25 protein-coding genes, 2 tRNA genes, 1 other RNA gene and 1 pseudogene are annotated in these 23985 nt (G+C 74.3%); 16 read left to right on the forward strand and 13 right to left on the reverse strand.

The genetic code is table 11. The annotated features are described in order from the left end of the window. Position 1 precedes the first annotated feature (1 nt). The 3 genes from ACJTNH_RS02355 to ACJTNH_RS02365 are packed head-to-tail and all read right to left on the reverse strand — an operon-like array spanning position 2 to position 2497. The gene (locus ACJTNH_RS02355; RefSeq protein WP_458172666.1) at positions 2–886 is read right to left on the reverse strand and encodes a branched-chain amino acid ABC transporter permease; all 885 of its coding nucleotides are present in this window, start codon (positions 884–886) and stop codon (positions 2–4) included. Between the two features lie 44 nt (positions 887–930). After that, positions 931–1704 (reverse strand): ABC transporter ATP-binding protein, encoded by a 774-nt coding sequence (locus ACJTNH_RS02360; RefSeq protein WP_458172667.1) that lies wholly within the window; start codon positions 1702–1704, stop codon positions 931–933. After that, positions 1697–2497, reverse strand: coding sequence for an ABC transporter ATP-binding protein (locus ACJTNH_RS02365; RefSeq protein WP_458172668.1), 801 nt, complete (start codon positions 2495–2497; stop codon positions 1697–1699). Before ACJTNH_RS02365 ends, ACJTNH_RS02360 begins: the two co-directional genes overlap by 8 nt. Positions 2498–2768: 271 nt before the next feature. Between ACJTNH_RS02365 and ACJTNH_RS02370 the strand changes: the two genes are divergently transcribed. Continuing rightward, positions 2769–3986, forward strand: a complete 1218-nt coding sequence (locus ACJTNH_RS02370) for a helix-turn-helix domain-containing protein (protein WP_458172669.1) — start codon at positions 2769–2771, stop codon at positions 3984–3986. Positions 3987–4074: 88 nt separating this feature from the next. Here the strand turns inward: ACJTNH_RS02370 and ACJTNH_RS02375 are convergent, their stop codons facing one another. Together ACJTNH_RS02375 and ACJTNH_RS02380 are read right to left on the reverse strand one after the other, a co-directional pair. Further along, positions 4075–4308 carry a DUF2630 family protein gene (locus tag ACJTNH_RS02375; RefSeq protein ID WP_458172670.1) on the reverse strand — a complete coding sequence of 78 codons (234 nt, stop codon included), beginning with the start codon at positions 4306–4308 and terminating at the stop codon, positions 4075–4077. Positions 4309–4390: 82 nt separating this feature from the next. After that, positions 4391–5335 (reverse strand): prephenate dehydrogenase, encoded by a 945-nt coding sequence (locus tag ACJTNH_RS02380; RefSeq protein ID WP_458172671.1) that lies wholly within the window; start codon positions 5333–5335, stop codon positions 4391–4393. 12 nt (positions 5336–5347) lie between these two features. On the opposite strand from ACJTNH_RS02380, the gene ACJTNH_RS02385 reads away from it, so the two are divergent. The 4 genes from ACJTNH_RS02385 (at position 5348) to ACJTNH_RS02400 (ending at position 7072) form a co-directional block, all read left to right on the forward strand. Beyond that, positions 5348–5872 carry a tRNA adenosine deaminase-associated protein gene (locus tag ACJTNH_RS02385; RefSeq protein WP_458172672.1) on the forward strand — a complete coding sequence of 175 codons (525 nt, stop codon included), beginning with the start codon at positions 5348–5350 and terminating at the stop codon, positions 5870–5872. Further along, the gene (locus ACJTNH_RS02390; RefSeq protein WP_458172673.1) at positions 5869–6507 is read left to right on the forward strand and encodes an HAD-IA family hydrolase; all 639 of its coding nucleotides are present in this window, start codon (positions 5869–5871) and stop codon (positions 6505–6507) included. Before ACJTNH_RS02385 ends, ACJTNH_RS02390 begins: the two co-directional genes overlap by 4 nt. Beyond that, a complete protein-coding gene (locus ACJTNH_RS02395) occupies positions 6504–6974 on the forward strand; it encodes a nucleoside deaminase (protein WP_458172674.1) in 471 nt (156 codons plus the stop codon). Before ACJTNH_RS02390 ends, ACJTNH_RS02395 begins: the two co-directional genes overlap by 4 nt. Before the next feature lie 10 nt (positions 6975–6984). Next, positions 6985–7072: transfer RNA gene (locus ACJTNH_RS02400), tRNA-Ser, on the forward strand. An 88-nt stretch (positions 7073–7160) separates the two neighbouring features. On the opposite strand, the gene ACJTNH_RS02405 is transcribed toward ACJTNH_RS02400, so the two are convergent. Together ACJTNH_RS02405 and ACJTNH_RS02410 are read right to left on the reverse strand one after the other, a co-directional pair. Beyond that, positions 7161–8978, reverse strand: a complete 1818-nt coding sequence (locus ACJTNH_RS02405) for a serine/threonine-protein kinase (RefSeq protein ID WP_458172675.1) — start codon at positions 8976–8978, stop codon at positions 7161–7163. A gap of 22 nt (positions 8979–9000) precedes the next feature. Beyond that, a complete protein-coding gene (locus ACJTNH_RS02410) occupies positions 9001–9348 on the reverse strand; it encodes a hypothetical protein (protein ID WP_458172676.1) in 348 nt (115 codons plus the stop codon). Positions 9349–9486: 138 nt separating this feature from the next. Here ACJTNH_RS02410 and ACJTNH_RS02415 point away from each other — a divergent pair. Then, positions 9487–9571 (forward strand) — tRNA-Ser (locus ACJTNH_RS02415). Positions 9572–9634: 63 nt separating this feature from the next. On the opposite strand, the pseudogene ACJTNH_RS02420 reads toward ACJTNH_RS02415, so the two are convergent. Next, positions 9635–10462, reverse strand: a pseudogene (locus tag ACJTNH_RS02420) (DMT family transporter); the annotation flags it as partial. A gap of 60 nt (positions 10463–10522) precedes the next feature. Between ACJTNH_RS02420 and ffs the strand changes: the two are divergent. The 3 genes from ffs to ACJTNH_RS02435 all read left to right on the forward strand — a co-directional run bounded on the left by ffs (position 10523) and on the right by ACJTNH_RS02435 (position 12893). Then, an RNA gene (gene ffs / locus ACJTNH_RS02425) (signal recognition particle sRNA small type) lies at positions 10523–10618 on the forward strand. Between the two features lie 72 nt (positions 10619–10690). Beyond that, entirely contained in the window at positions 10691–11359 is a 669-nt protein-coding gene (locus tag ACJTNH_RS02430) for a YceI family protein (RefSeq protein WP_458172677.1), read from the forward strand. 202 nt (positions 11360–11561) lie between these two features. Next, positions 11562–12893 carry a hypothetical protein gene (locus tag ACJTNH_RS02435; protein ID WP_458172678.1) on the forward strand — a complete coding sequence of 444 codons (1332 nt, stop codon included), beginning with the start codon at positions 11562–11564 and terminating at the stop codon, positions 12891–12893. Here ACJTNH_RS02435 and ACJTNH_RS02440 read toward each other — a convergent pair. Continuing rightward, positions 12890–13411, reverse strand: a complete 522-nt coding sequence (locus tag ACJTNH_RS02440) for a GNAT family N-acetyltransferase (RefSeq protein WP_458172679.1) — start codon at positions 13409–13411, stop codon at positions 12890–12892. The genes ACJTNH_RS02435 and ACJTNH_RS02440 overlap by 4 nt on opposite strands. Beyond that, positions 13408–13707, reverse strand: a complete 300-nt coding sequence (locus tag ACJTNH_RS02445) for a type II toxin-antitoxin system TacA family antitoxin (protein ID WP_458172680.1) — start codon at positions 13705–13707, stop codon at positions 13408–13410. Before ACJTNH_RS02445 ends, ACJTNH_RS02440 begins: the two co-directional genes overlap by 4 nt. Before the next feature lie 98 nt (positions 13708–13805). On the opposite strand from ACJTNH_RS02445, the gene ACJTNH_RS02450 reads away from it, so the two are divergent. Continuing rightward, entirely contained in the window at positions 13806–16256 is a 2451-nt protein-coding gene (locus ACJTNH_RS02450) for a DNA polymerase III subunit gamma and tau (RefSeq protein WP_458172681.1), read from the forward strand. Between the two features lie 4 nt (positions 16257–16260). Here the strand turns inward: ACJTNH_RS02450 and ACJTNH_RS02455 are convergent, their stop codons facing one another. Genes ACJTNH_RS02455 through ACJTNH_RS02465 form a run of 3 tightly spaced genes read right to left on the reverse strand, consistent with a single transcriptional unit; the run spans position 16261 to position 19214 of the window. After that, positions 16261–17442, reverse strand: coding sequence for a cation:proton antiporter (locus ACJTNH_RS02455; RefSeq protein WP_458172682.1), 1182 nt, complete (start codon positions 17440–17442; stop codon positions 16261–16263). After that, complete coding sequence (locus ACJTNH_RS02460) at positions 17442–17924, reverse strand: cation:proton antiporter regulatory subunit (RefSeq protein WP_458172683.1); 483 nt, start codon at positions 17922–17924, stop codon at positions 17442–17444. The genes ACJTNH_RS02455 and ACJTNH_RS02460 overlap by 1 nt, the downstream gene beginning before the upstream one ends. A gap of 54 nt (positions 17925–17978) precedes the next feature. Continuing rightward, the gene (locus ACJTNH_RS02465; protein WP_458172684.1) at positions 17979–19214 is read right to left on the reverse strand and encodes an MFS transporter; all 1236 of its coding nucleotides are present in this window, start codon (positions 19212–19214) and stop codon (positions 17979–17981) included. 79 nt (positions 19215–19293) lie between these two features. Here ACJTNH_RS02465 and ACJTNH_RS02470 point away from each other — a divergent pair, with 79 nt between their 5' ends. The 6 genes from ACJTNH_RS02470 to ACJTNH_RS02495 all read left to right on the forward strand — a co-directional run bounded on the left by ACJTNH_RS02470 (position 19294) and on the right by ACJTNH_RS02495 (position 23960). Next, complete coding sequence (locus ACJTNH_RS02470) at positions 19294–19635, forward strand: YbaB/EbfC family nucleoid-associated protein (RefSeq protein ID WP_299955143.1); 342 nt, start codon at positions 19294–19296, stop codon at positions 19633–19635. A 42-nt stretch (positions 19636–19677) separates the two neighbouring features. Next, positions 19678–20277 (forward strand): recombination mediator RecR, encoded by a 600-nt coding sequence (gene recR, locus ACJTNH_RS02475; protein WP_222192708.1) that lies wholly within the window; start codon positions 19678–19680, stop codon positions 20275–20277. Positions 20278–20620: 343 nt separating this feature from the next. Then, entirely contained in the window at positions 20621–21742 is a 1122-nt protein-coding gene (locus ACJTNH_RS02480; protein ID WP_458172685.1) for a methionine ABC transporter ATP-binding protein, read from the forward strand. Beyond that, positions 21739–22398: a methionine ABC transporter permease gene (locus ACJTNH_RS02485; protein ID WP_458172686.1), complete on the forward strand. Its 660-nt coding sequence runs from the start codon at positions 21739–21741 to the stop codon at positions 22396–22398. The genes ACJTNH_RS02480 and ACJTNH_RS02485 overlap by 4 nt, the downstream gene beginning before the upstream one ends. Positions 22399–22435: 37 nt before the next feature. Next, a complete protein-coding gene (locus ACJTNH_RS02490; protein ID WP_458172687.1) occupies positions 22436–23257 on the forward strand; it encodes a MetQ/NlpA family ABC transporter substrate-binding protein in 822 nt (273 codons plus the stop codon). A gap of 187 nt (positions 23258–23444) precedes the next feature. Beyond that, positions 23445–23960 (forward strand): hypothetical protein, encoded by a 516-nt coding sequence (locus tag ACJTNH_RS02495; RefSeq protein WP_458172688.1) that lies wholly within the window; start codon positions 23445–23447, stop codon positions 23958–23960. Positions 23961–23985 lie beyond the last annotated feature (25 nt).

The following is a 23985-nucleotide window of genomic DNA, read 5'->3' on the forward strand; positions in this document are numbered from 1 at the left end:
GTCATGCCCTCCGGGCCGTGCTGCTGGCGAACAGGCCACCGGGGCGGACCAGCAGGACCACCATGAGGATGACCAGGGCCGAGACGTTGACCAGGGCGCTGCCGCGCGGGACGTAGCCGCTGACGTAGCTGAGCGCCAGGCCGAGGACCAGCCCACCGACGACGGCGCCGATGGGGGAGTCGAGCCCGCCGAGCACCGCGGCGACGAAGCCGAAGACGATCAGGCTGTCCATGTAGGCCGGGTAGATGAACTCGCCACCGGCGATGAGCAGCCCGGCCAGCGAGCCGACGACCGCGGCCAGCCCCCAGCCGAGGGTGAGCATCCGGCCGACCCGGACGCCGAGCAGCCGGGCGACCTCCTGGCCGAAGGCCGACGCCCGCATGGCCAGCCCGACCCGGGTGAACCGGAAGAGCGCCACCAGCAGGCCCATCGTGATCAGCACGGCGCCGATGACGTAGAGGCTGGTCGGGGTGAAGGCGATCCGGCTGTCGCCGATCTGGAAGCCCTGCAGCCCGAACGGGGTGGGGAACGACTGGAACGAGGAGCCGAAGACGATCGCGATGCCGGCCTGGATGGCGACGAACAGGCCGAGGGTCACGATCACCGCGTTGAGCTCCGGCCCGCCCTCGACCCGCCGGACGACGACCCGCTCGACCACCGCGCCGAGCACGAAGCCGGAGACCAGGGAGACGACCAGCGCGGCCCAGTACGACCAGCCGGACTGGATCAGGGCCAGGGCGATGAACGCGGTGGCCGCGGCCATCGAGCCCTGGGCGAAGTTGACGATCCGGGTGGACCGCCAGATCAGCACCAGGGCGAGGGCGAAGGCCGCGTAGACCATGCCCTCGGTCAGCCCGGTGAGGGTGACGTTGATGAACTGCTGCACGACGGAGGCGCCTTCCTGGCTGTACGGGTTCTCGGGAGGGCGGGTCAGAAGCCCAGGTAGGCGTGGCGGAGGTCCTCGTCGCCCATCAGCGTGCGCGCGGAGTCGGTCACCACCACGCGGCCCAGGTTGAGGACGACGCCGACGTCGGCGACCGACAGCGCACTGCGGGCGTTCTGCTCGACCAGCAGGACCGAGAGGCCCTCGGTGTCGACCAGGTGCCGGAGCAGGCCGAAGATCTGCGCCACGATGCGGGGGGCCAGGCCCAGCGAGGGCTCGTCCAGCAGCAGGATCCGGGGCCGGGCGATCAGCGCTCGGCCGATGACGAGCATCTGCCGCTCACCGCCGGAGAGCACGTGCGCCGGCTGGTCGCGGCGCTCGGCGATCCGGGGGAAGAGGTCGTAGACGCGGTCGAACTCGTCCCGGCCGACCTTGCCGCGGAACAGCGACCCGACCCGCAGGTTCTCGTCGACGGTGAGCTCGGCGATGACGCCCCGCCCCTCGGGCACGTGGGCCATGCCCTTGCCGACCATCGCCTCGACCGGTGCGGAGGTGATGTCCTCCCCGCCGAGGGTCACCCGGCCGGCGGAGCACCGCACCAGGCCGCTGACGGTGCGCAGCAGGGTCGTCTTCCCGGCGCCGTTGGCCCCCAGGACGGCGGTGATCCGGCCGGCCTCGGCGCTCAGCGACACCCCGTCCAGCGCGCGGACCGGGCCGTAGGAGCTGGTGAGCCCCTCGATCTCCAGCAGGGCGGGCGCGGTGGCGGTGCCACCGCCGGCGGTGGTGACGGCGGTGCTGCCGGAGGTACGGGCCTCAGTCACGGTGGCGACCTCCCTGTGGTGCGGTCAGCTCGGCGGCGTCGGACTCGACGTCGACGTCGTCCCCGAGGTAGGCCTCGGTGACGGCCGGGTCGGCCTGCACCTCGGCCGGGGTGCCGGCGGAGATCTGCCGGCCGGAGTCCAGGACGGTGATCCGGTCGCAGACCCGCATGACCAGGTCCATGTGGTGCTCGACCAGCAGCACGCTCATCCGGCCGGAGAGGGTGCGGATCAGCTCGCCGAGCTCGTGCATCTCGTCCTCGGCCAGGCCGCTGGCGGGCTCGTCGAGGAGCAGCAGGTCGGGGTCGGCGACCAGGGCGCGGGCCAGCGCGACCCGCTTCTGCACCGGGTAGGGCAGGCCGCCGGGGTAGCGGTCGGCGTACCGGGAGGCACCCAGGTCGGCCAGCGCGGCCGCGGCCCGGGCGCGCAGCTCACGCTCGTCCTTGTCCGAGCGCGGCAGGGCGAGCAGCGCGGAGGCGAAGCCGGCCCGGGCGTGCCGGTGGGCGCCGACCATGACGTTCTCCAGCACCGTCATCCCGGCGAAGAGCCCGACGCCCTGCAGGGTGCGGGAGATGCCGAGACCGGCCAGCTGGTGCGGCCGCAGCCGGCGCACCGCACTGCCCCGCCAGGTCATCTCGCCGGCGGAGGGCCGGACGAGGCCGCAGGCGACGTTGAACAGCGTCGTCTTGCCCGCGCCGTTCGGGCCGATCAGGCCGTGCACCTGGCCGGGTTCGACGACGAGCGAGACGTCGGAGAGGGCGGTGACGCCACCGAAGGAGACCGAGATCCCGGTCATCTCGAGCCGGGCGGCCGGGTCCGGGCTCCGGTCCCGGCCGGGCTGGCGGTCGGTCGCGGTACTGCCTGCGCTCGGGGTCGGCTGCGCCAACGGGCCCACGGCTCCTTTGCCTCGGGTGTCCCCGCCCGCCGGGCATGCCGCGGCTGACGAGCGTCGGGTGATCCGACACCCCGAGCGTGGAGTGCCGTGAGAGCCGTCACAATGGGCGGCCAGCACAGTGATCAGTCGGATCGCTTGTGCGATGTGCCGTGTGTCACAGAGAGGTGGCGGCGTGCAACCGTTCCGACCCGAGGTCGCCGCGCGACTGGCCGAGCTCGCCCCGCCGTTGCTGGAGCAGCTGGACGAGATGACGTCCCGGATGGTCAGCATCCTCGAGCGCACCGAGGGCGCGTACACCGAGCAGGGGCCCGTGGTGCGTGCCGAGCTCTTCGAGTCCGGCCGGGCCAACCTCGAACGAGCCGTGCGCACCCTGATGGGCGATGCCGACGACGGTGGCCGCGCCGCGCTCACCGCGGCCCGGGAGGTCGGCCGCCGCCGGGCGATCCAGGGGGTGCCGCTGGAGACCGTGCTGCGCGCCTACCGGCTGGGTGGGCAGGTCACCTGGGAGGCGCTGCGGGCCGCGGCGCGGGCGTCGGAGGCGCCGGGGGACAGCGACGTCCTGCTCGAGGTGGCCGGCTCGGTGTGGCACGTCAACGACGTGCAGTGCGCTGCGCTGGCCGAGGCCTACCGGGCCGAGGAGCGGCGGCTGGCCGGCATCGACGACCAGGCGCGCCAGCAGGTGCTCGACGGCCTGCTCGGGGGTCGGGGCGGTGACCCGGTGTTCGTCCGGACGGCGTCGGAGCTGCTCGCGCTGCCGCTGGACGGCCGGCTCGTCTGCGCGGTCGCGCCCCCGGACGACGCGGGCAGCCCGACCCTGGCCGACCCGGCCGCCCGGCTGCTCAAGCGCGGCGTGCGGTCGGTGTGGGGCTGGCGCTCCGGGGCGCAGGTCGGGGTGGTGGCGCTGGGCTCCCGCCGCGTCGAGGACGTGCTCGGCTGGCTCGGGGAGCTCGCCCGCGGGCCGGTCGGGGTGTCGGCGGTGGTGGAGGGCGCGCCGTCCGTCGGGTCGGCCTGGCGGCTGGCCGACACCGCGGCCCGCACCCTGCCGCCGGGTGCCGCCCGGGTGGTGTCCATCGACGACCGCCTGCCGGAGGCGTTGCTCAGCAGCTCCCCGGAGATCACCCGGCGGCTGGTCGACCAGTGCCTCGGGCGGTTGCTGGACCTGCCCGGCGACGAGCGCGACGTGCTGCTGGACACCCTCACGGCGTTCCTCGCCGCGGACGGGTCGCCGACCCGGGCGGCCGACCAGCTCTACTGCCACCGCAACACGGTCATGCACCGGCTGCGTCGGATCGAGCAGGTCACCGGCCGGACGGTGACCGACCCCCGGGTGCGCCTGCTGTGGCAGCTGGCGCTCCTGGCGGCCGAGCACCGGCCGGCGCCCCGCCCCTGACGGACGTCCGGCGGCCATGTCGGCGAACACGGCCGCTGGGTCGGGCCGAGCAACGGCCATGTCGGCCGACACGGCCGTCGTCGGGCGGCTACTGGAGGTAGTTCTCCACCTGCGGCTCCGGGCGGGGCTGCGCCTCGTCGGGGTCCTCGCCGTACTGCCGCTTGGCGTCCCGCTGGCGGAGCAGGTCCCAGAGCTGGTCCCGGTCCTCCTCGATCTGCTTGAGCCGGGCGCGCTGCTCGTCGGTGTGCTCACTGGCGTTGCGGAGCGCGTGCTCCTCCTCGACCAGCGCCTCGATCTTGCTGCGGATGTCCTTGTCGTCCATCGTCTCCCTCTCCTCGTGCCTGGTGGTCCGGGTCGGCGTGGTGATCACCTTGCCCGCTCCGGTGGCCGCCCACGCCTGCGGGTCACGGCCGATCGGGCACCCAGCCCTCGACGAAGGCGGCCAGCCGCCGGGTCACGGCCCCACCGGCGCGGCCCAGCGAGAGCAGCGCCGCCCGGTCCAGCGGGACGCGCACCGGGCGGCGTCCGGGGGCGTCGGTGCGCACCGCGTGCCCGTCGGCGACCAGCTCGGGCACCGGCCGGTCGAGCTGGGCGCGCACCCGGTCCAGCGCGGCCGCGGCCGGCCCGGCGTTGCCCTGCACGAGCGCGGTGACGAACGCCGGGTCGCTGGCGGCCACCCGGGTGCCGTCCCGGAAGCTGCCGGCGGCCAGCGAGAGGGCCAGCGGGCCGGCCTGCCCGGCGGCGGCGGCCAGCGCCGCGGCGAGCAGGTGCGGGACGGCGCTGATCGCGGCGACGGCGTCGTCGTGCTCGGCGGCGGTCACCGGGACGACCTCCGCGCCCACGGCCAGGGCGATCTCGGCGACCCGCAGCCAGCGGCGCAGGTCGGTGCCCGGCTCCAGGCACAGCGCCCAGCGCGCGCCGCGGAACAGCTCCGGGTCGACGGCGTCCGGGCCGGACCGTTCCGTCCCGCACATCGGGTGGCCGCCGACGAACCGGTCACTGAGCGTCGCGCCCAGCTCGGCGAGCACCGGCACCTTGACCGAGCCGACGTCGGTGACCGTGGCGCCGGGGTCGATGCGCAGCCCGTCGAGCGCGGTGCCCAGCACCGGCAGTGGGACGGCGAGCACGACGACGCCGGTGAGCTCCTGGGTCACGAACACGCCGTGGGACTCGGCGACGGCGCGGGCGGCGGGGTCGACGTCCCAGCCGGACACCGCGCGCCCGGCGGCGGCCAGCGCGGCGGCCAGCGAGCCCCCGAGCTGGCCCAGCCCGACCACCGACACGGGGGGCGCGGGCATCGTCGGCACCGGGAAGGCCGGCGCGCGGTCGTCGGGGGAGGCGTCGGCCATGATCTACAGGCTATGGCCCCCTCCCCGGACCCCGGCACCGCGTTGCGGCAGAGCTTCGCCGTCCGCGTCGGCCGCGCCGGCGGGCGGTGGCAGGTCGACCTGCTGGCCGCCGACGCCGACGACGAGCTCCCGGTGCTGGAACGTGCCCTCGGCGAGCCCGGCCCGGCGGAGTGGCCGGGCCCGTTCGTCCTCGTCGTCGACAGCCGGCTCTACTTCGTGGTGCTGCGGCACGGCCCCGGGGGGATGGTCCGGGCGCTGATCTCCGACGCCTCGTTCCAGGAGTGGCTGCTGGCTGCCGAGGTCGTGGAGCGCTACGGCATCGAGGTGCAGACCGGGACGACGATCGACGACGCCTTCGACGACGACGAGCAGGGCTGGCCCGGTGGCGACCTGGACGTCTTCGCCGACGCCGGCCTGCCCGCCGAGGAGCTGGGCCGGCTGCTGGACGCCGACGACCTGTGGGCCGACGAGATGGTGCTGCGGATCGCCGAGCGGCTCGGCTTCGCCGCCGAGCTGACCGCGGTGGCGGCCCCGTGACCGTGCAGGCGGTCGTGTTCGACCTGGGTGGCGTGCTCACCGAGAGCCCGATGACCGCCTTCGCCGCCTACGAGGCCGAGGCGTCGCTGCCCGACGGGCTGATCCGCCGGCTGAACAGCACCGACCCGGACACCAACGCCTGGGCCCGGTACGAGCGCCGGGAGCTGGACGAGTCGGGCTTCCGGGCCGCCTTCGAGGGCGAGGCCGCCGCGGCCGGGTACACCGTGGACGCCGGCCGGGTGCTCGCCGCGCTGGCCGGCGAACTGCGCCCGGCCATGGTCGCCGCGGTCGGCCGGCTCAAGGCGGCCGGGCTGCCGCTGGCACTGCTGTCGAACAACGTCGCCCCGATGCCGCGGGCCGGGCGGCTGGGGGAGCTGCTGGCCCTGTTCGACGCCGTCGTCGAGTCCTCGGTGGAGGGCATCCGCAAGCCGGAGCCGGCCATCTACCCGCTGGCCGTGCAGCGGCTGTCCGCGGCGGTCGGCCGGGCGATCGAGCCCGCCGACTGCGCCTACCTGGACGACCTCGGCATCAACCTGAAGCCCGCCCGCGCCCTGGGGATGCACACGATCAAGGTGGTCGACCCGGACGCCGCGCTCACCCAGCTGGCCGAGCTCACCGGCATCGAGCTGCGGTGACCGGCCCGGTGGACGTCGACAGCGCGATGCTGCGGGGCCTGGAGCTGGCCGCCGCGGCCCAGGAGTGGGGCGACACCCCGATCGGTGCCGTCGTCCTCGGGCCGGACGGCGCGGTGCTGGCCGAGGCGGCCAACGAGCGGGAGAAGCGGGGTGACCCGACCGCGCACGCCGAGGTGCTGGCCCTGCGGGCCGCGGCGGCCGCCCACGGTGACGGCTGGCGGCTGACCGGCGCGACCCTGGTGGTCACCCTGGAGCCCTGCACGATGTGCGCCGGGGCCAGCGTGCTGTCCCGGGTGGCGCGGGTGGTCTACGGCGCCGACGACCCGAAGGCCGGTGCGGCCGGGTCGCTGTGGGACGTCGTCCGGGACCGGCGGCTCAACCACCGGCCCGAGGTCGTCGCCGGGGTGCGGGCCGAGGAGTCCGGCGCGCTGCTACGCGCCTTCTTCCGCTCGAAGCGGGGCCTGTAGTCTCTCCGGCGGTGGCGTGTCCGAGCGGCCGAAGGAGCACGCCTCGAAAGCGTGTGAGGTGCAAGCCTCCGTGGGTTCAAATCCCACCGCCACCGCCAGCCGAGGAGGCGGCGCCCCGCACGGGGCGCCGCCTCCTCGCGTTCGTCCCCGGCCGCGCCGTGTCGCTGGAGCGCCCCGGCCTCCCGATCACACCGGCAGGTCGTAGTCGACCAGCAGCCGGCCGTCGGCACCCCGGACCAGGGTGATCTCGTGCTGCTCGGCGCTCACGCTGCCGTCCCGCCCGGTGAAGGTCACCGGCATCGAGGCGACCAGTGACCCGTCCTGGGCCTGCACCTCCCCGCGGCTGACGCTGCGGAACTGGCTCCAGAAGGCCAGGTAGTCCGCCCGGCTGCCGATCTCCGCCCGCAGCCGTGGCCCGGTGAGCTCCCAGGCGGCCGACGCGTTGCCCGGCAGCAGCGCGTAGTAGTCCGCGATCGTCTGCTCGACCTCGGCGGCCGAGCCCGGCGCCGGCCCGGCCGGGGTCGACGGTGCGGGCGGAGGTGTCGGCGTCGGTGTCGGCGTCGGGGTCGGCGTCGGGGTGGGCGTGGGCGACGTCGTCTCCTCGGTCGTCGGCGCCGTCGTCTCCGGCTGGGTCGTCTCCTGCTCCGTCGGCGAGGGGGAGCTGGACGACGGCGTCCGGGCCGCGCTGCTGTCGGCAGCCGAGGGGGCGCCGCCGTCGTCGCCCCGGGTGGTCAGCCAGATGCCGCCGACCGTGCCGAGCAGCGCGATCACCAGCACGGCGGCGACCGCCAGCAGCCGGCCCCGCCGACGCGCCCGCCGAGCGGCTGCCGGGTGCGCCGACGTCCCGGGTGCGCTCCCCGCACCTGGACGCGTGTCGCCCTCGGGCGCGGCCCCGGCCGGCGGCCCTGCCGCAGCGTCGGGCCCGGCCACCGCCCCGGTCGCGGCTGCGGCGGGCCCCGTCACGGTCGCGTCGTCCGGCCCGGCCGTGCCCGCACCGTCCGGCCCGGCCGTGCCCCCGTCGTCCGGCGCGGCTGGTGGCCGGGCTGTGGCCGAGGGCGCCGGCAGCTCCGTGACGGTGCCCGGCCCGCCGGCCGGCGCCCCGGGGCGGAGGTCGGCGAGGGTCGGCGCCAGCGGGGTGCGGGCGGTGAGCACCTCGGTGACGTCCCGGTCCTTGCCGGCGGCCAGCTTCGCCAGCTGGTCGCGCACCTGCGCCATCGTCGGGCGCTTGGTCGGGTCGTTGTGCAGCATCCGCATCAGCGGGCGGCTGAGCGCACCGGCGTTGCGCGGTCGGGCGACGTCCCCGCCGGCGACCCGGTGGAGCATCTCCAGCGGGTTCTCGGTCATCCCGAACGGCGGGGTGCCCTCGAGGCAGGCGTGGAGCGTCGCCCCGAGGGAGAAGACGTCGCTGGCCTCGTCCGGCTCACGGCCGCGGGCCACCTCCGGTGCGAGATAGGCGGGCGTGCCCTTGACCACGCCGGTCTGGGTCAGCGAGACGTCCCCGCGGGCTCGGGAGATGCCGAAGTCGGTGATCTTCACCAGGCCGTCGCTGCGCGGGCCCTCGCCGATCAGGATGTTGCCCGGCTTCACGTCCCGGTGGACGACGCCGGCGGCGTGCACCGCGACCAGCGCGTCGGCCACCTGCGCGCCGATCTGGGCGACCTGCCCGACCGGCAGCGTGCCCCGCTCGGCCAGCACCGTCGCCAGGCTGCGCGAGGGCAGGTGCTCCATGACCAGCCACGGCGTCCCGCCGTCGTCGACCATGTCGTAGACCGAGACGGCGTGCGGGTGGGAGATCCGCGCGGCGATCCGGCCCTCCCGCATCGCCGCCTCGCGGTGCCCGGCGGTCGCCTCGGGGTCGCTGCCCATCGGCACGATCACCTGCTTGACGGCGACGTCGCGCCCCAGCAGCTCGTCGCGGGCCAGCCACACCGCGCCCATCGCGCCGCCGCCGAGTCGCGAGCGCAGCAGGTAGCGCCCGGCGACCCGGGCACCAGGCGAGGTCACCGTGCGTCCGGCCGGTCGTGGATCAGGCGGAGACCGGGGCCCCGTAGCGGCGCGCGTACTCCGCCTGGGCCCCCTCGGGCAGCGCGTCGAACAGCTCACCGAGCTCGGCGACGGAGGACTCGGGCAGCTCGTCGAACAGCTGCTGCCAGCTCGGCGGGTCCTGGTGCCCGCGGGTCAGCAGCAGCTCCCACGCGCGGCTCTGCCGGTCCCGCTGGGCACGGTCGGCGACCATGCCGGACAGGTAGGCGTCCTTGGCCGCGTCCTTCTCGGCGCGGGTCGCGTCGGCCGGGAGGTTGCTGGGGTCGGTCTGCTGCAGGGCGGTGACGATCGCGGCCACCACCTCCGGGCGCACCTGCTCGGTCTCGCTCATGTCCGTCCTCCGGTCCAGGGGTCGCGGCGGGCGCCGTCCCGGGTGATCACTCAACCACCCCGGAGGCGCGGGGGCCGCTCGGGAGGGAGGGGAGCAGCGCACCGCCTCCAGGGTGCCCGGTACAGTGGCCACGCACTTGGAGGATTCGCCTAGTGGCCTATGGCGCTCGCTTGGAAAGCGGGTTGGGTGCAAGCCCTCGGGAGTTCGAATCTCCCATCCTCCGCAGGTAGAGCGCCAGCACGGCGCCGAGCATGAGCAGGCCCCCGGCCAGCGCGGTCGGGGCCAGCCGTTCGCCGAGCAGCACCGTCGCCAAGGCGGTCGCCGTGAGCGGCTCGAGCAGCGTGACGATCGAGGCGATCGCGGCCGGCACGGCCCGCACCCCGGTGAAGAACAGCCCGTAGGCCAGCGCGGTCGGCACGGCGCCCAGGTAGACCAGCAGGGCGAGGGCGACCGGGTCGCCGGTCAGGTCCAGCCCGGCGACCAGGGCGACCGGGGTGAGCAGCACCGCCCCCACCGCGAAGCCCACGGTCGTCGTCGGCACGCCCGCGGGTGCGCCGGAGGAGAGCAGCACCACGCCGGCGTAGGCCACCGCGCAGCCGACCGCGGCCAGCGCCCCGAGCAGCACGGCGTCGCCGCCGTCCCCACCGGCGGAGACCCCGACCAGCAGGACCAGCCCGACCAGGGCGGCCACCAGGGCAGTGCCGGTCGCCCGGTCGGGGCGGCCGTGCCCGAGCGCGGCCGCGCCGACCGCGACCAGCAGCGGGGCGAGGCCCAGGGCCACCAGCGTGGCGATGCTCACCCCGGCCGTGGCGACGGCGGCGAAGTAGGCGCTCTGGTAGACGGCCAGGCAGATGCCCACCGCGGCCAGCCGGCCGCGCAGCGGGCGGGTCCAGACCGTGCGCGCGCCCGTGCGGCGGCGGGAGAGCAGGTGCACCGCGACCAGCAGGACGGCGCCCACCGCCATCCGGTGCCAGGCGACGTCCAGCGGGTCGAGGTCGGTGCGGTCGGCGACCAGGTCGCCGGTGATGCCGGAGGTGCCCCAGCAGAGCGCGGCCAGCACGACCAGCGCGAAGCCCCGGGCGGGCGTGAGTGCCTGAGGGGTCTGCCCGGTCATGCGGCGGGAGCGTACGGGGGCGGCCCGACGGCCCGGCCCGCGTCGTCCTCTACAGTGGACGTCGACCCCTCGTACGGCGTCACCCTGTGAACCTCCCCAGGGCCGGAAGGCAGCAAGGATAAGCGGGCTCTGGCGGGTGTGCGGGGGGTCCTCTTCGTCCACCTGATCCACATGCTGCTCCCAGGTTCGTGCGGTTGACTGCATGAACCTTCAAACGCGGGAGTGGCCGTGCCCAGTCGTCGTACCTGGTGGATCACCGGCGGGGCCGTGGTGGTGGTCGCCGCGGCGGCCATCGGCGGGCCCCTCGCCTACGCGGCGCTGCAGGAGGACGCGGCACCCGCGCCCACCGTGCAGGCGCAGCCCGAGGACGTCGAGCTCGCCCCGGACACCGACGGCACCTGGACCGTCACCGGTGCCTCCACCGCCGGCTACCGGGTCGACGAGGTGCTCAACGGCGCCGACGTCACCGTCGCCGGCACCACCGACCAGGTCACCGGCACCGTCGTCGTGACGGGCGGGGACCTCGCCGACGCCGACGTCGTCGTCGACGTCGCCTCGATCACCACCGACAGCGACCGGCGCGACGGCTACTTCCGGGACAACGTGATGGACGTCGCGGCGAACCCGACCGCGACGTTCTCCGTCACCGAGGTCGCCGACCTGCCCGAGCTCACCGGCACGCCGGTGACCGTGCCGGTGACCGGCGAGCTGACCCTGGCCGGGGTGACCCAGCAGGTGCAGGCGGAGGTGTCCGTGGTGCGCACCGCCGAGGGGATCGACGTCTCCGGCTCGGTGCCGGTCGCCTTCGCCGACTTCGGCATCGAGCCGCCGGACCTGGGCTTCGTCAGCGTCGAGGACCAGGGCGCCGTGGAGTTCCTCCTGCACCTGAGCCTCTGAGGTCAGTCGCCGGACCCTTGTGGCCGTCAGGCGGACCAGGGAGGAGTCGAGCGGTGCCGCCGGGCTTCTCGGGGCCGGCTACCTGTACGCCGGGCCGCCAGCTCGCTCAGGTGCGGGGGTGCAGGCCGCGTAGGTGTTGCCGTGCTACGAAGGAGGGCATGCGGGGATCGGGTAGCGCTGACGGTGGCGGAGCGGTTCGCTCATGACTCAGACCAAGGCGCTCAGCCTGAGAACAGTCTTGTCGTCGGTGGAGCGGTTCGCTGAGATCTGCTCGGGCGCGGGACACGTCTACTGCAACCCGGAAGTTCCGTGCGTGGAGGCCGCTGATCTACTGCGTCAGCAGGTCGCCATGGACAGTGCTGCGCGGGCGTTCGACGTTGGCACGCAAGCCCGCTCGGTCCAAGGCGAGCCAACGGCGTCCTGGCCCACAAGTGCGCTCGTGCGCGTGGTGCAAGAGGGTTTGGAGGAGCACCCCTGGGGTGAGGGCGCCTTTCGGCGGTCAGTGGTCATCACGTCTGCGCTCGCACGTCTCGGGGAACGAGGCCTGCCGGCCGATGCGGTTGTGCGCCTGTGTCTGGCAGGGCGACTTCGCCGTCGGATGACCCTTCATGTGGTGGCAGCGCACCGCGCGGTCAGGGGCGGCCGGGTCCGTTTCGATGAGTTGCCTCATCAGCTCCAGGGCTGGGTGGGGGAGTTGGGTGACCCAGGTCGCGACCACACCGGAGCAGGTGAGCTTGAGATGTGGGCACTGACCGGGCCATTCGCCACGACATTCAATCGGTGGCTGGATGAGGCAGCGATGGCTCACTTGATCGATTGGCGATTCAACGCGCAGCGTGTCGATATCGCGAACGAGGATCGGGTCTTGTCGGGAGGCTCAGACGCGACTCGCTGGGTGTTCGACAGGTTCTCTCTGACGCGGCTGGATGACTGGCGCCCAGCTTCACTGAACTGGGAATTCGCCTACGTACATCGACCCGTCGAGGTGTCGCGGCGCGCCGGAGTGGATCAGCGGTGGTTGGCGGAGCGGCGGGTGTCGGAGGAGATGGTGGGCGAGGCCATTGCCCGACGGGTTTACCTGCCATCGGTCAACGGGCCGATCTTCGCGGACATGTCACGGGCGGAGTTGATCGAAAACTTCGTCTCGCTGGTCAAGGTCGCTGCGCTGGACACCGCGATCGCGCTCGCCCACAAGGCGATGGAGGCTGTTCCCCACGTGCCCCAGGTTGGTCTCGCCTATGCGTTCCTCCTCATCGTGTCTGATCCGTCGAAGGCTGAATCAAGGCTCGTACGACTGCTCGGGAATGACGAGCTCCCGGTGGCGGTGGTCCATGCCAACATTGCTATGGCGAAGCTGCGTCGAGGCGATGAGCGCGGAGCACGGACGGCATTGGAACAACTTCCGGTGAGTTCAGACAGCCACCTGGCATGGCTTTGGCGGCCGCAGTCCCTAGTGGACGGGCCGCCTGAGATCGCGGAGTATGCGCTCGCGACATGGAAGTCGGAGATGACTGGCGTCCTGTCGCGGGGCTAGATCGGGGTCACGGCGTACTCGGGCAACCCTTGTAGCACCTTGATGGGTACCAGGAGATGCAGTCGGTCCACCGGTGACTCGACGAAGTTGCCGAGCGCCAGATAGAAGGCGCGCGCCTCTTCGTCGCGTGCGTGCACGAGGACAGCGCGGGCGCCAATCGATCCACTGATGAAGACAGCGCGCAGTAGGGCGTCGTGGAGTAAGGCTGCGCCGATGCCTTTGTGCTTCCAATTCTCGTCCACGGCGAGACGAGCCAGTAGGATACACGGAACCTGGCTCGGCGCCCCCTTGGCGACAACCTCAGGGGCGCCGGTGCGCTCATATGATGCCACCGTGATCGCGTAGTAGCCCACGACAAGTCCGTTGACGTGACTGACGTAGGTGGTGGCGTTGTTTGCGCGCTGGTTCTGCCAGGAGTATTTCGTCAGCCACTCATCCAACTCGACGGCTCCTGAGTTGAAGGAGGACCGGTCGAATGCCTTTTCCAGCTTGACCGGGGAGCAGGGCTTCTGACTCACTCTTCCTCTGCGAAAGGAGATGGCCGCTGAGCCAGGGCGCGGAACTTGTCGACCGAGGGTAGAGGCGCTTCCAGGAGTCGCTGCAGTTCGGCCCACTGCTGGTCGGTGGCCATGAACCACCGGCGATCCGCAAGGACTCGCTCGGCATGTTCGACGACGCTGTCGAGGATAAAGTCGGTCATCGTTCGGTCAGAGGTCGCCGCAGCCTGTCGGATCAGCTGTTCCTGACGACCGCTGATGCGCAGGTTGACGCGCTGATCTCTGGTGGGTCGGGCCTCGACTCGTTCCGTGGACATGTCCTTCTCCTCGTCTGGTGAGTACACCGTACGTACACCCCCTAACGCTTGTCAACGTCTCACCCCAAAGGGTCGGGGCGGCCACGTAACCTCGCGGCGTGGCTCTGGCGCTCTACCGCAAGTACCGTCCGGCGACCTTCGCCGAGGTGGTCGGGCAGGAGCACGTCACCGGGCCCCTGATGAACGCGGTGGACGGCGGCCGGATCAACCACGCCTACCTGTTCAGCGGGCCGCGGGGCTGCGGGAAGACGTCCTCGGCGCGGATCCTCGCCCGGTCGCTCAACTGCGAGCAGGGGCCGACCTCGACGCCGTGCGGGGTCTGCAGCTCGTGCATCGCGCTGGCGCCGGACGGCCCGGGCTCCATCGACGTCATGGAGATCGACGCGGCCAGCCACGGTGGTGTCGACGACGCCCGCGACCTGCGCGAGAAGGCGTTCTTCGCGCCGGTGCACAGCCGCTACAAGGTCTACATCGTCGACGAGGCGCACATGGTCACCACGCAGGGCTTCAACGCCCTGCTGAAGGTGGTCGAGGAGCCGCCGGAGTTCCTGGTCTTCGTCTTCGCCACCACCGAGCCGGAGAAGGTCCTCCCGACCATCCGCTCGCGCACCCACCACTACCCGTTCCGGCTGGTGCCGCCGAGCACCCTGCGCGGCCTGCTGGAGAAGACCTGCGCCGCCGAGGGCGTCACCGTCGAGCCCACCGTCTTCCCGCTCGTGGTGCGGGCCGGCGGTGGGTCGGTGCGCGACTCGCTGTCCATCCTCGACCAGCTGCTGGCCGGCGCCGGCCCCGAGGGCGTCACCTACCGCTCGGCGGTCGGCCTGCTCGGCGTCACCGACGAGGCGCTGCTCGACGAGGCGGTCGACGCACTCGCCGCCTCCGACGCACCCGGGGTCTTCCAGGCCGTCGACCGGGTGGTCGAGGCCGGGCACGACCCGCGCCGGTTCGCCACCGACCTGCTCGACCGGCTGCGCGACCTGATCGTGCTCGACGCCGTCCCCGAGGCCGGGGGCAACGGGCTGCTGGACTGCCCGCCCGACCGGCTCGACCTGATGACCCGGCAGGCGCAGGCGCTGGGCGCGGCCACGCTCTCCCGGCTGGCCGACACGGTGCACGAGGGTCTGACCGAGATGCGCGGGACGACGGCGCCCCGGCTGCTGCTGGAGCTGGTCTGCGCCCGGATGCTGCTGCCCGGCGTCGACGGGTCGGCCGCGGGCACCCTGCAGCGCCTGGAGCGGCTCGAGCGGCGGATGTCCATCGCCGGTGAGCACGCCGGCCGCCCCGAGGCCGCCGCCGCGGTGCCCGCGCCGGTGCGCGAGCCGGCCCGGCCGGCGCCCGTCCGGGCTCCCGAGCCCGCCCCCGCTGCTCCGACCGCCCCGGCGCCGGCTGCCCCGGCAGCACGGCCCGCTGCTCCGGCCGGCGGTGACCGCCCGGCCTACGTGCGCCCCTCCCAGGCGCGCGCCGCGCAGTCGGCCCCGGCTGCACCGGCCTCGCCCGCCGCCCCCAGCTCCTCCGGCGGCGACCGCGGGTCCTCCGGCGGGGACGACGGCTGGCCCGCCACCGCCCGGCCCGGTACGGCCCCGGCCCGGCCGGCCCCCGCGCCCGAGGGGGACGACGGCTGGCCGGTGACCGCCCGTCCCGGCGCGATGGCCACCGCAGCGATGCCTCCTGCAGCGACGCCTCCTGCAGCGACGTCTCCTGCAGCGACGACCCCCGAGGCGACGCCGTCCGAGGCGACGCCGTCCGCGGACGGTCGGGCGGGGGACACCCCGGCGACGGGTGCTGCGGCTGGGTCGGCTCCGTCCCGGGCCGAGCCGACCGACGGCGGGCGCCCCCGGCCGCAGGTCGCCTCGACCGAGCCGGACGTGCCGCTGCCCCCGGAGCCGACCGACGACGAGGACTGGCCCCAGCCCGCCCGGCCGGCCGCGCCGGCCCGCACCGCGGCCCCGGCCCCCGCGCCGCGGGCGGCCGGGGAGCCCGCCCCGGCGCCGCGGGCCGCCGCCGAGTCCGCTCCCACCCCGCGGGGCGGGGAGCCCACGCCGCTGGTCTCGGCCACCCCCGCCGAGCCCGCCGGCGGCGACAGCGAGCTGACCACCGCCGACGTCCGGCGGATCTGGCCCGAGCTGCTCGGCGTGGTGAAGCGGCACAAGCGCACCACCGAGGCACTGCTGCACAACGCCCAGGTGCACGAGCTGGCCGCCGGCACCCTGACGCTCACCACCACCTCACCGGCGCTGGCCCGCCGGCTCGGCGACGACCTGAACAAGGACGTGCTGCGGCAGGCGCTGCAGGAGCTGCTCGGCGTCCGCTGGAAGGTGCAGGTCAGCGTCGATGCGCCCGGGCAGGCGCCGGCCGGTCCGGCGGTGACCCCGGAGGCCGCGCGGGCCGCGGCTCAGGCCGCGGAGAGCGCCGAGGCCGAGGAGCTGATGGCCGAGCGCGCCGCCGACGTGCCCGCCGACGGCGCCGAGGCGCCGCCCGCGCTCGACCCGGAGGCAGCCGCCCTGCAGCTGCTGCGCACCCAGCTCGGCGCCCGCCCGATCGACAGCTGACCGGTCAGGCCGGCGCCCGCCGGGCCGGGCGGGCGGCGAGTCGCCGGACCCACGGGTCGGCCAGCCGGGGGGCGAGCGGCCCGACGACCCCCAGGATCAGCACGTAGGCCGCGACCGTCGGGCCGAACGCCGCCGGCACGCTGCCCAGCACCAGGCCGGCGATGATGATCGAGAACTCGCCGCGGGCGATCAGCGCCGCGCCGGCGCGCAGCCGGCCGGGCGGACCGACCCCGGCCCGGCGTCCGGCGACCCAGCCGGTGAACAGCTTGGTGCCGACCCCCACGGCCGCCAGCGCGGCGGCGGGCAGCAGCGCCCCGGAGAGCTCGGTGGGGTCGGTGGAGAGGCCGAAGAAGACGAAGAACACCGCGGCGAACAGGTCGCGCAGCGGGGAGAGCAGGCCACCGATCCGCTCGGCGACCTCGCCGGAGAGGGCGATCCCGAGCAGGAACGCCCCGACCGCGGCCGAGACGTGCACCGCCTCGGCCGCCCCGGCCACCAGCAGCGCCAGCCCCAGCACCCGCAGCAGGAGGATCTCGTCGGACCGCGACCCCACGTACCGGGTCACGGTGTGGCCGTGCCGGACGGCGACCACCAGCACGATCGCGAGGGTGGCCAGGGCCACCGCCACCGACAGCACCGCGTCGCCGGTGCTGGTGGCCGCGACGACGCCGGTGAGCACCGGCAGGTAGGCGGCCATCGCGAGGTCCTCGATGACCAGGACGCCGAGCACGGCGGGGGTCTCCCGGTTGCCGAGCCGGCCCAGGTCGGTGAGCAGCTTGGAGATGATCCCCGACGAGCTGATCGCGGTGACGCCGAACAGCGCCAGCGCCGCCGTGGGACCCCAGCCCAGGACCAGCGCCAGGGCCGCGCCGGGCAGGCCGTTGAGCAGCAGGTCGACCACCCCGACCGGGGCCTGCCGGCGCAGGTTGTCGACCAGGTCGCCGGCGGTGTACTCCAGCCCGAGCACCAGCAGCAGCAGGACGACGCCCACCTCGGCGCCGGTGGAGAAGAAGCCCTCGGGTGCGTTCAGCGGCAACAGCCCGCCGTTGCCGAACGCCAGCCCCGCGAGCAGGTACAGCGGGATGGGGGACAGGCCGACCCGCCCGGCCAGCGAGCCGAGCACCCCGAGCCCGAAGACGACGGCGCCGAGCTCCAGCAGCAGGACGGCGGTGTGCCCGACGTCCATCAGTGGGCGTTCAGCAGGCGACCGACCGCCGCGACACCGTCCGAGGTGCCGACCACCACCAGCCGGTCCTCGACCCGGAACCGGAAGTCGGGGGTGGGGGAGGCGATCATCTCCTCGCCGCGCACCACCGCGACGACGGAGGCGCCGGTGCGGGTGCGGATGGCGGCCTCCCCGAGGGTGGCCCCCACGTAGGGCGAGCCGGGCTCGATCGGCAGGCCCTCGGTGGCCAGGCCCTCCACCTGCTCGCGCAGCCGGGACAGCCGCTCGGTGATCCGCGGCGCGCCCAGCAGCTCGGCGACGACCTCGCTCTCCTCCGGGGTCAGCTCGATGGTGGCCGCGGTGGCGTCCGGGTCGCGCTCGTCGTAGAGGACGACGTGCCGGGCCCCGTTGCGCTGGGAGATCACCCCGACCCGGCGGCCCTGCGCGGTCACCAGGTCGTGCCGCAGGCCGATGCCGGGCAGCCGGGTCTCCTCGACGTCCATCGGTGTCCTCCAGTCGTGTCCCGGGCGGGCCGGGCCCATGATGCCGGTGCCAGGTCAGCCGGGCGCCGCACCCAGCCGCCGGAACCGGGCCAGCGCGGCGACCGAGAGCACCGGGCCGGCGGCGAGCAGCACCAGGGCCCACCGCCAGGTCACGGCCTGGGCGAGGTAGGGCAGCGCGCTGATCGTCACGGTGGTGAGCAGGAAGCCGGTGGCGGTCTGCACGGTGAGCGCGGTGCCGACCCAGCGCCGGTCGGAGACCTCGCTGAGCAGGGTGGAGAACATCGCCGAGTCGGCGATGACGGCGGCTCCCCACACGCAGACGAAGGCGGCGAGCAGCCCGGTCGGCCACGACCAGGCCCACGGCGACAGCAGGCAGCAGACGCCGCTGGTGGTCACCGCGACGGCGGCGACCGGTGCCCGGCCCACCCGACCGGCGGCCCAGCCGCCCAGCAGGCACCCGGCGGCCCCGCACACCCCGAACGCCACCAGTGCCAGCAGGGCGATCCCGGCGGCGTCCAGCGAGGGGTCGTGCACCGCCCTCGAGGCGGTGAGCCAGGCCGACGCCCAGGCCCACAGCGCGTACAGCTCCCACATGTGGCCGAGGTAGGCCAGGTTGACCAGCCGCGGGCGGGCCGCCCGGAAGCCGTCCAGGGCCTGGGCGGCCCGCGGTCGCGCGCCGACGGACAGGTGCGGCCCGGTGCGCAGCGCGGCGAGGGCGAGCAGCCCGGCGACGGCGCCGCAGCCGGCGGCCGCGGCCAGCACCGTGCGCCAGGAGTCGCCGAGCACCCCGACCAGCAGCTGCGGCAGCAGCGAGCCCAGCGTCAGCGCGCCGACCAGCACACCCAGTGCCAGACCGCGACCGCGGGCGCCGAACCAGGAGGCCATCAGCTTCATGCCGATCGGGTAGACCAGCGCCAGCCCCGCGCCGGTGGCGAAGCGCAGCAGCACGGCGACCCCCGGCCCGTCGGCGAGGACGGCGACCGCGAGGGTGCACCCGGCCGCGGCGCCGGCGCCGGTGGCGAACAGCCGCTCCGGCCGCACCCGGTCGGCCAGCCCGGTCGTCGCCGAGGCCAGCGCACCCACGACGAAGCCCAGCTGGACGGCGACGGTGAGCCCGACCGCGCCGGCGGTGCCCAGGGCCCAGTCCCGGCGCAGCACCGGGAGGACGGCGGAGGCGGAGAACCAGACGGCCAGCGCGAGCACCTGGGTCAGCGCGATCAGCGCCAGCTGCGGCCCGGGGGAGCGGAGCCCCGGGGCGGGTGCCCCCACCGCGGGGCCGGGCAGCGGCATGGCGTCATCCTGCCCCGCGCGCCGGGCCGGGCTGTGCTGGTGCGGCGGGCTGTCGGTGCCAGCACCTACTCTCGGGAGCATGCCCGGACCCGGACGCCAGCCCGACATGCAGCAGCTCATGAAGCAGGCCCAGAAGATGCAGCAGCAACTGGCCGCTGCGCAGGAGGAGCTGGCCAACGCCGAGGTCACCGGCTCAGCCGGCGGCGAGCTGGTCACCGTGACCATGACCGGCAGCGGCGACGTCACCGCCGTCACCATCGCGCCGGCCGCCGTCGACCCCGACGACGTCGAGACGTTGCAGGACCTCGTCCTGGCCGCCGTCCGTGACGCCCAGCGGGCCGTCAACGAGCTCGCCTCCTCCACCATGGGCCCGCTCGCCGGTGGCCTCGGTGGCGGCGGCATGGGCCTGCCCGGCTTCTGACCCACCGGGGCGGCGCACCGCCGCCCCACTCGAAGGAGAACCGTGTACGAGGGCGCTGTCCAGGACCTCATCGACGAGCTCGGGCGGCTGCCCGGCGTCGGTCCCAAGAGCGCACAGCGCATCGCCTTCCACCTGCTGGCCGCCGAGTCGGCCGACGTGGGGCGGCTGGTGGCCGCCCTGCAGCGGGTGCAGGCGGAGGTCCGCTTCTGCGTGACCTGCTACAACGTCGCCGAGGGCGAGCAGTGCCGGATCTGCCGTGACCCGCGGCGCTCGCTCGACGTCATCTGCGTCGTCGAGGAGCCCAAGGACGTCGTGGCGATCGAGCGCACCCGCGAGTTCAAGGGCCGCTACCACGTGCTGGGCGGCGCGATCAGCCCGATCGAGGGCATCGGCCCCGACGACCTGCGGGTCAAGGAGCTGATGACCCGGCTGATGGACGGCCAGGTCACCGAGCTGATCATCGCCACCGACCCGAACCTGGAGGGCGAGGCGACCGCCGCCTACCTGGCCCGGCTGGTCGGCCCGCTGGGTCTGGCGGTCTCCCGCCTGGCCAGCGGCCTGCCGGTCGGTGGTGACCTCGAGTACGCCGACGAGGTCACCCTCGGCCGGGCCTTCGAGGGCCGCCGCCGCATCGACGCCTGACGCACTGGGCAGAGATGGCCATTTCTGCCCAGGGGGCGATCGAGAGCCTGGGATCGAAGGGCTCGGGGGCCTTCCTTGTTGAGCGTTCCATCACAGCAGCGGTCCGGAAGTGGCAGTCGACCCGGGGACACGGCACTCTGGACGGGTGGTCGAGCCGGGTTCGCTGACGCGTCGTCGCGCCATCGACCTGATGCGCGTCGCCAGCACGCTCTGACGCCGCACGCTCTGACGTAGAGCCGTCCCGCCCCTCCCACCGAGGAGCTCCCGCGCCGGGTCGCCACACGTGGCACCGCCGTCCGGGGAGCAGCGCCCGACCGCCCGCACCTGCCCGAGGACCACTCCCATGATCGAGCCAGCCCATGATCGAGCCACGCCCATGATCGAGCTGTCCGACGTCCGCAAGGTCTTCCCCGCCCGCCGCGGCGCCGGCGAGGTGATCGCCCTCGACGGGGTCAGCATCTCCGTGGCCCGTGAGGAGTTCGCCGGCGTGGTCGGCCCGAGCGGCTCCGGCAAGAGCACGCTGGCCCGGCTGGTGAACCTGCTGGAGCGGCCCACGTCCGGCACGGTCACCGTCGACGGCCGGGTGCTCACCGACCTCGACGACACCGGCGTCCGCGAGGCGCGGCGCAGCATCGGCATGATCTTCCAGCACTTCAACCTGCTCGACTCGCGCACCGCGGCCGGCAACGTCGAGCACCCGCTGGAGCTGGCCGGGGTCGGCCGCACCGAGCGCCGCCGCCGGGTCGCCGACCTGCTCGACCTGGTGGGCCTGGCCGACCGGCACGCCGCGCGGCCCGGTCAGCTCTCCGGCGGGCAGAAGCAGCGGGTCGCGATCGCCCGGGCCCTGGCCGCCCGGCCGTCGGTGCTGCTCTGCGACGAGGCCACCTCGGCCCTCGACCCGGCCAGCACCACCGGCGTCCTGGACCTGCTGCGCCAGGTGCGCGCCGAGCTGGGCCTCACCGTGCTGCTGATCACCCACGAGATGTCGGTGGTGCGGGCGGTCTGCGACAGCGCGGTGCTGATGAGCGCCGGCCGGGTGGTGGACGGCGGCCCGCTGACCGAGGTGCTCGCCCGCCCCGACTCCGCGCTGGCCGCCCAGCTGGTGCCGGCACCGGCCGCGCCGGAGAGCGGGAGCGGCGCGCTCGTGCAGGTCACGGTCACCGACGCCAGCCCGCAGGGTGTCGTCCTGCACACCCTCGCCGCCGAGCTCGGGCTGTCGGTGGAGGTCGCCGCCGGGTCGGTGGAGACCGTCGCCGGCCGCCGCTTCGGCCGGCTGCTGCTGCGGGTGGAGGGCGACGATGGCCGGCTGGACCCGGCGCTGGCCCGGCTGCGCGCCGACGGTGCCCTGGTCGAGCGCGCCGCCGCCGGCGACCCGCGGCCGGAGCCCGCCGCCGAGGACGAACCCCCGACCCAGGAGGAGCCGGACGTGCAGCGCTTCGCCGACGCCCCGGACGTGCAGCGGTGAACGACTGGTCGCGGGTCGCCCCGCAGCTGCTCGACGCCACCGGCGAGACGCTCTACATGGTCGGCGTCGCCACGGCGCTGACCGTGCTGCTCGGCGTGCCGCTGGGCGTGCTGCTCACCGTCACCGCGCCCGGGGCGCTTGCGCCGCACCCGGTGCTGAACCGGCTGCTCGGCCTGGTGGTCAACCTGGGCCGCTCGCTGCCGTTCATCATCCTGCTGGTGCTCGTCGCCCCGGTGACCCGCGGCATCGTCGGCACCACGATCGGGTCGACGGCGACGATCGTGCCGCTGACCATCGGCGCCGTCCCGTTCCTGGCCCGGCTGGTCGAGACCAGCCTGCGGGAGGTGGCGCACGGCAAGGTCGAGGCCACGCTGGCCATGGGCGCCCGCCGCCGCGACGTCGTCCGCACGGTGCTGCTGCCCGAGGCGCTGCCCTCGCTGGCCGCCGGCGTCACCGTCACCGTCGTGGCGCTGATCAGCTACTCGGCGATGGCCGGGGCGATCGGCGGCGGTGGGCTGGGCGACTTCGCCATCCGCTACGGCTACCAGCAGTTCCGCACCGACATCACCCTCGCCACCGTCGTCCTGCTGCTCGTGGTGGTGCAGCTCCTGCAGTGGGCCGGCGACCGCTGGGCCCGCCGGCTCGCCACCCACTGACCGTCCGTTCCACCCCGTTCCGAGGAGAGACCTGATCATGCGCGCGAAGAACCCCCTGGCCGCTGCTGCCGCCGTCGCGACCGCCCTGGTGCTGAGCGCCTGCGGCGGGGGCAGCGCCGAGCTGTCGGCCGAGGACGAGCCGTTGCGGGTGGGCGCCTCCCCGGTGCCGCACGCGGAGATCCTCCGGTTCGTCGACGAGGAGCTCGCCGAGGACGCCGGCCTGGACCTGGAGATCGTCGAGTTCACCGACTACGTGCAGCCCAACGTGGCCCTGGACGACGGCTCGATCGACGCCAACTACTTCCAGACGGTGCCCTACCTGGAGGAGCAGGAGGCCAACGCCGGCTACGACTTCACCGCCCTGGAGCCGGTGCACATCGAGCCGCTGGGCATCTACTCCGACTCGCTCACCAGCCTCGCCGACCTGCCGGACGGTGCCACGGTGGCGATCCCGAACGACCCGACCAACGCCGGGCGGGCGCTGCGGCTGCTGGCCGCCAACGACCTGATCACGCTGGCCGACACCGGGGACGCGGCGCCGACCTCCCTCGACATCGACGACAACCCGAAGAACCTGCAGATCCAGGAGATCGAGGCCGCTCAGCTGCCCCGGTCGCTGGCCGACGTCGACGCCTCGGTGATCAACGGCAACTACGCGATCGACGCCGACCTGTCGCCGGCCGAGGACGCCCTTGCGCTGGAGGAGGCCGAGGGCAACCCGAACGCCAACCTGGTCGTGGTGCGCGCCGGCACCGAGGACGACGAGCGCATCGGTCAGCTGGAGGAGCTGCTGCACTCCGACGAGGTGCGGACCTTCATCGAGGAGACCTACGAGGGCGCCGTCATCCCCGCCTTCTGAGCTGCGCTGCGGCCGCTCGTGGCTGGAGCGCCTCCCGTGTCTGGCCGCAGAGTCAAGCCCAACTCTTGACCAAGCTCAGCGTGTGTGTTTGGTTACAATTGTGCTGTACATCCCAGTGTGAGGTCCGGCGGCGATCACCCGGTGACCGAGGGTCCGCTGTCGGCCACCTACTGACATGGAGGCACCCATGCGCACGATGCTCGCCCGTACCTCGACCGTCGCCCTCCTGGCCGCCGGTGCGCTGACCGTCCCTGCCGTCGCGCAGGCCAGCCCGTGCGACGGGAGCGCAGTCCGGACCACGACGTCGTCGAACACCGGGACGCCGCAGGAGCTGGGCAGCAGTCAGTGGGTGGCCAACGCGACGACCAGCCCGGCGAACCAGTCGCTGACCGCGGCCAGCCAGTCGTCGGTCGGCGGCAGCGTCTCGGTGTCCGGCACCGTGTCGGCCGACTTCGCGATCGCCCAGGCATCGGCGACGGTGGGTGCGACGTGGACGTACGACGTCACCACGAGCACCAGCAGCACGCTGACGATCACGATCCAGCCCGGCGAGCAGGGCCGGGTCGTGCTGCAGAGCATCCCCACGACCACGGTGGTGTCCCAGTACCAGGAGACCAGGGCCTGCGAGCTGGGGAACAAGATCGGGTCGGCGATCGTCCACGGTTCGGACGTCAGGACCCTCGCGGAGACCGTCCCCCTCTGACCGCTGATGTGACAGAGCCGGCCCC

It is taken from the genome of Modestobacter lacusdianchii (assembly GCF_054177765.1).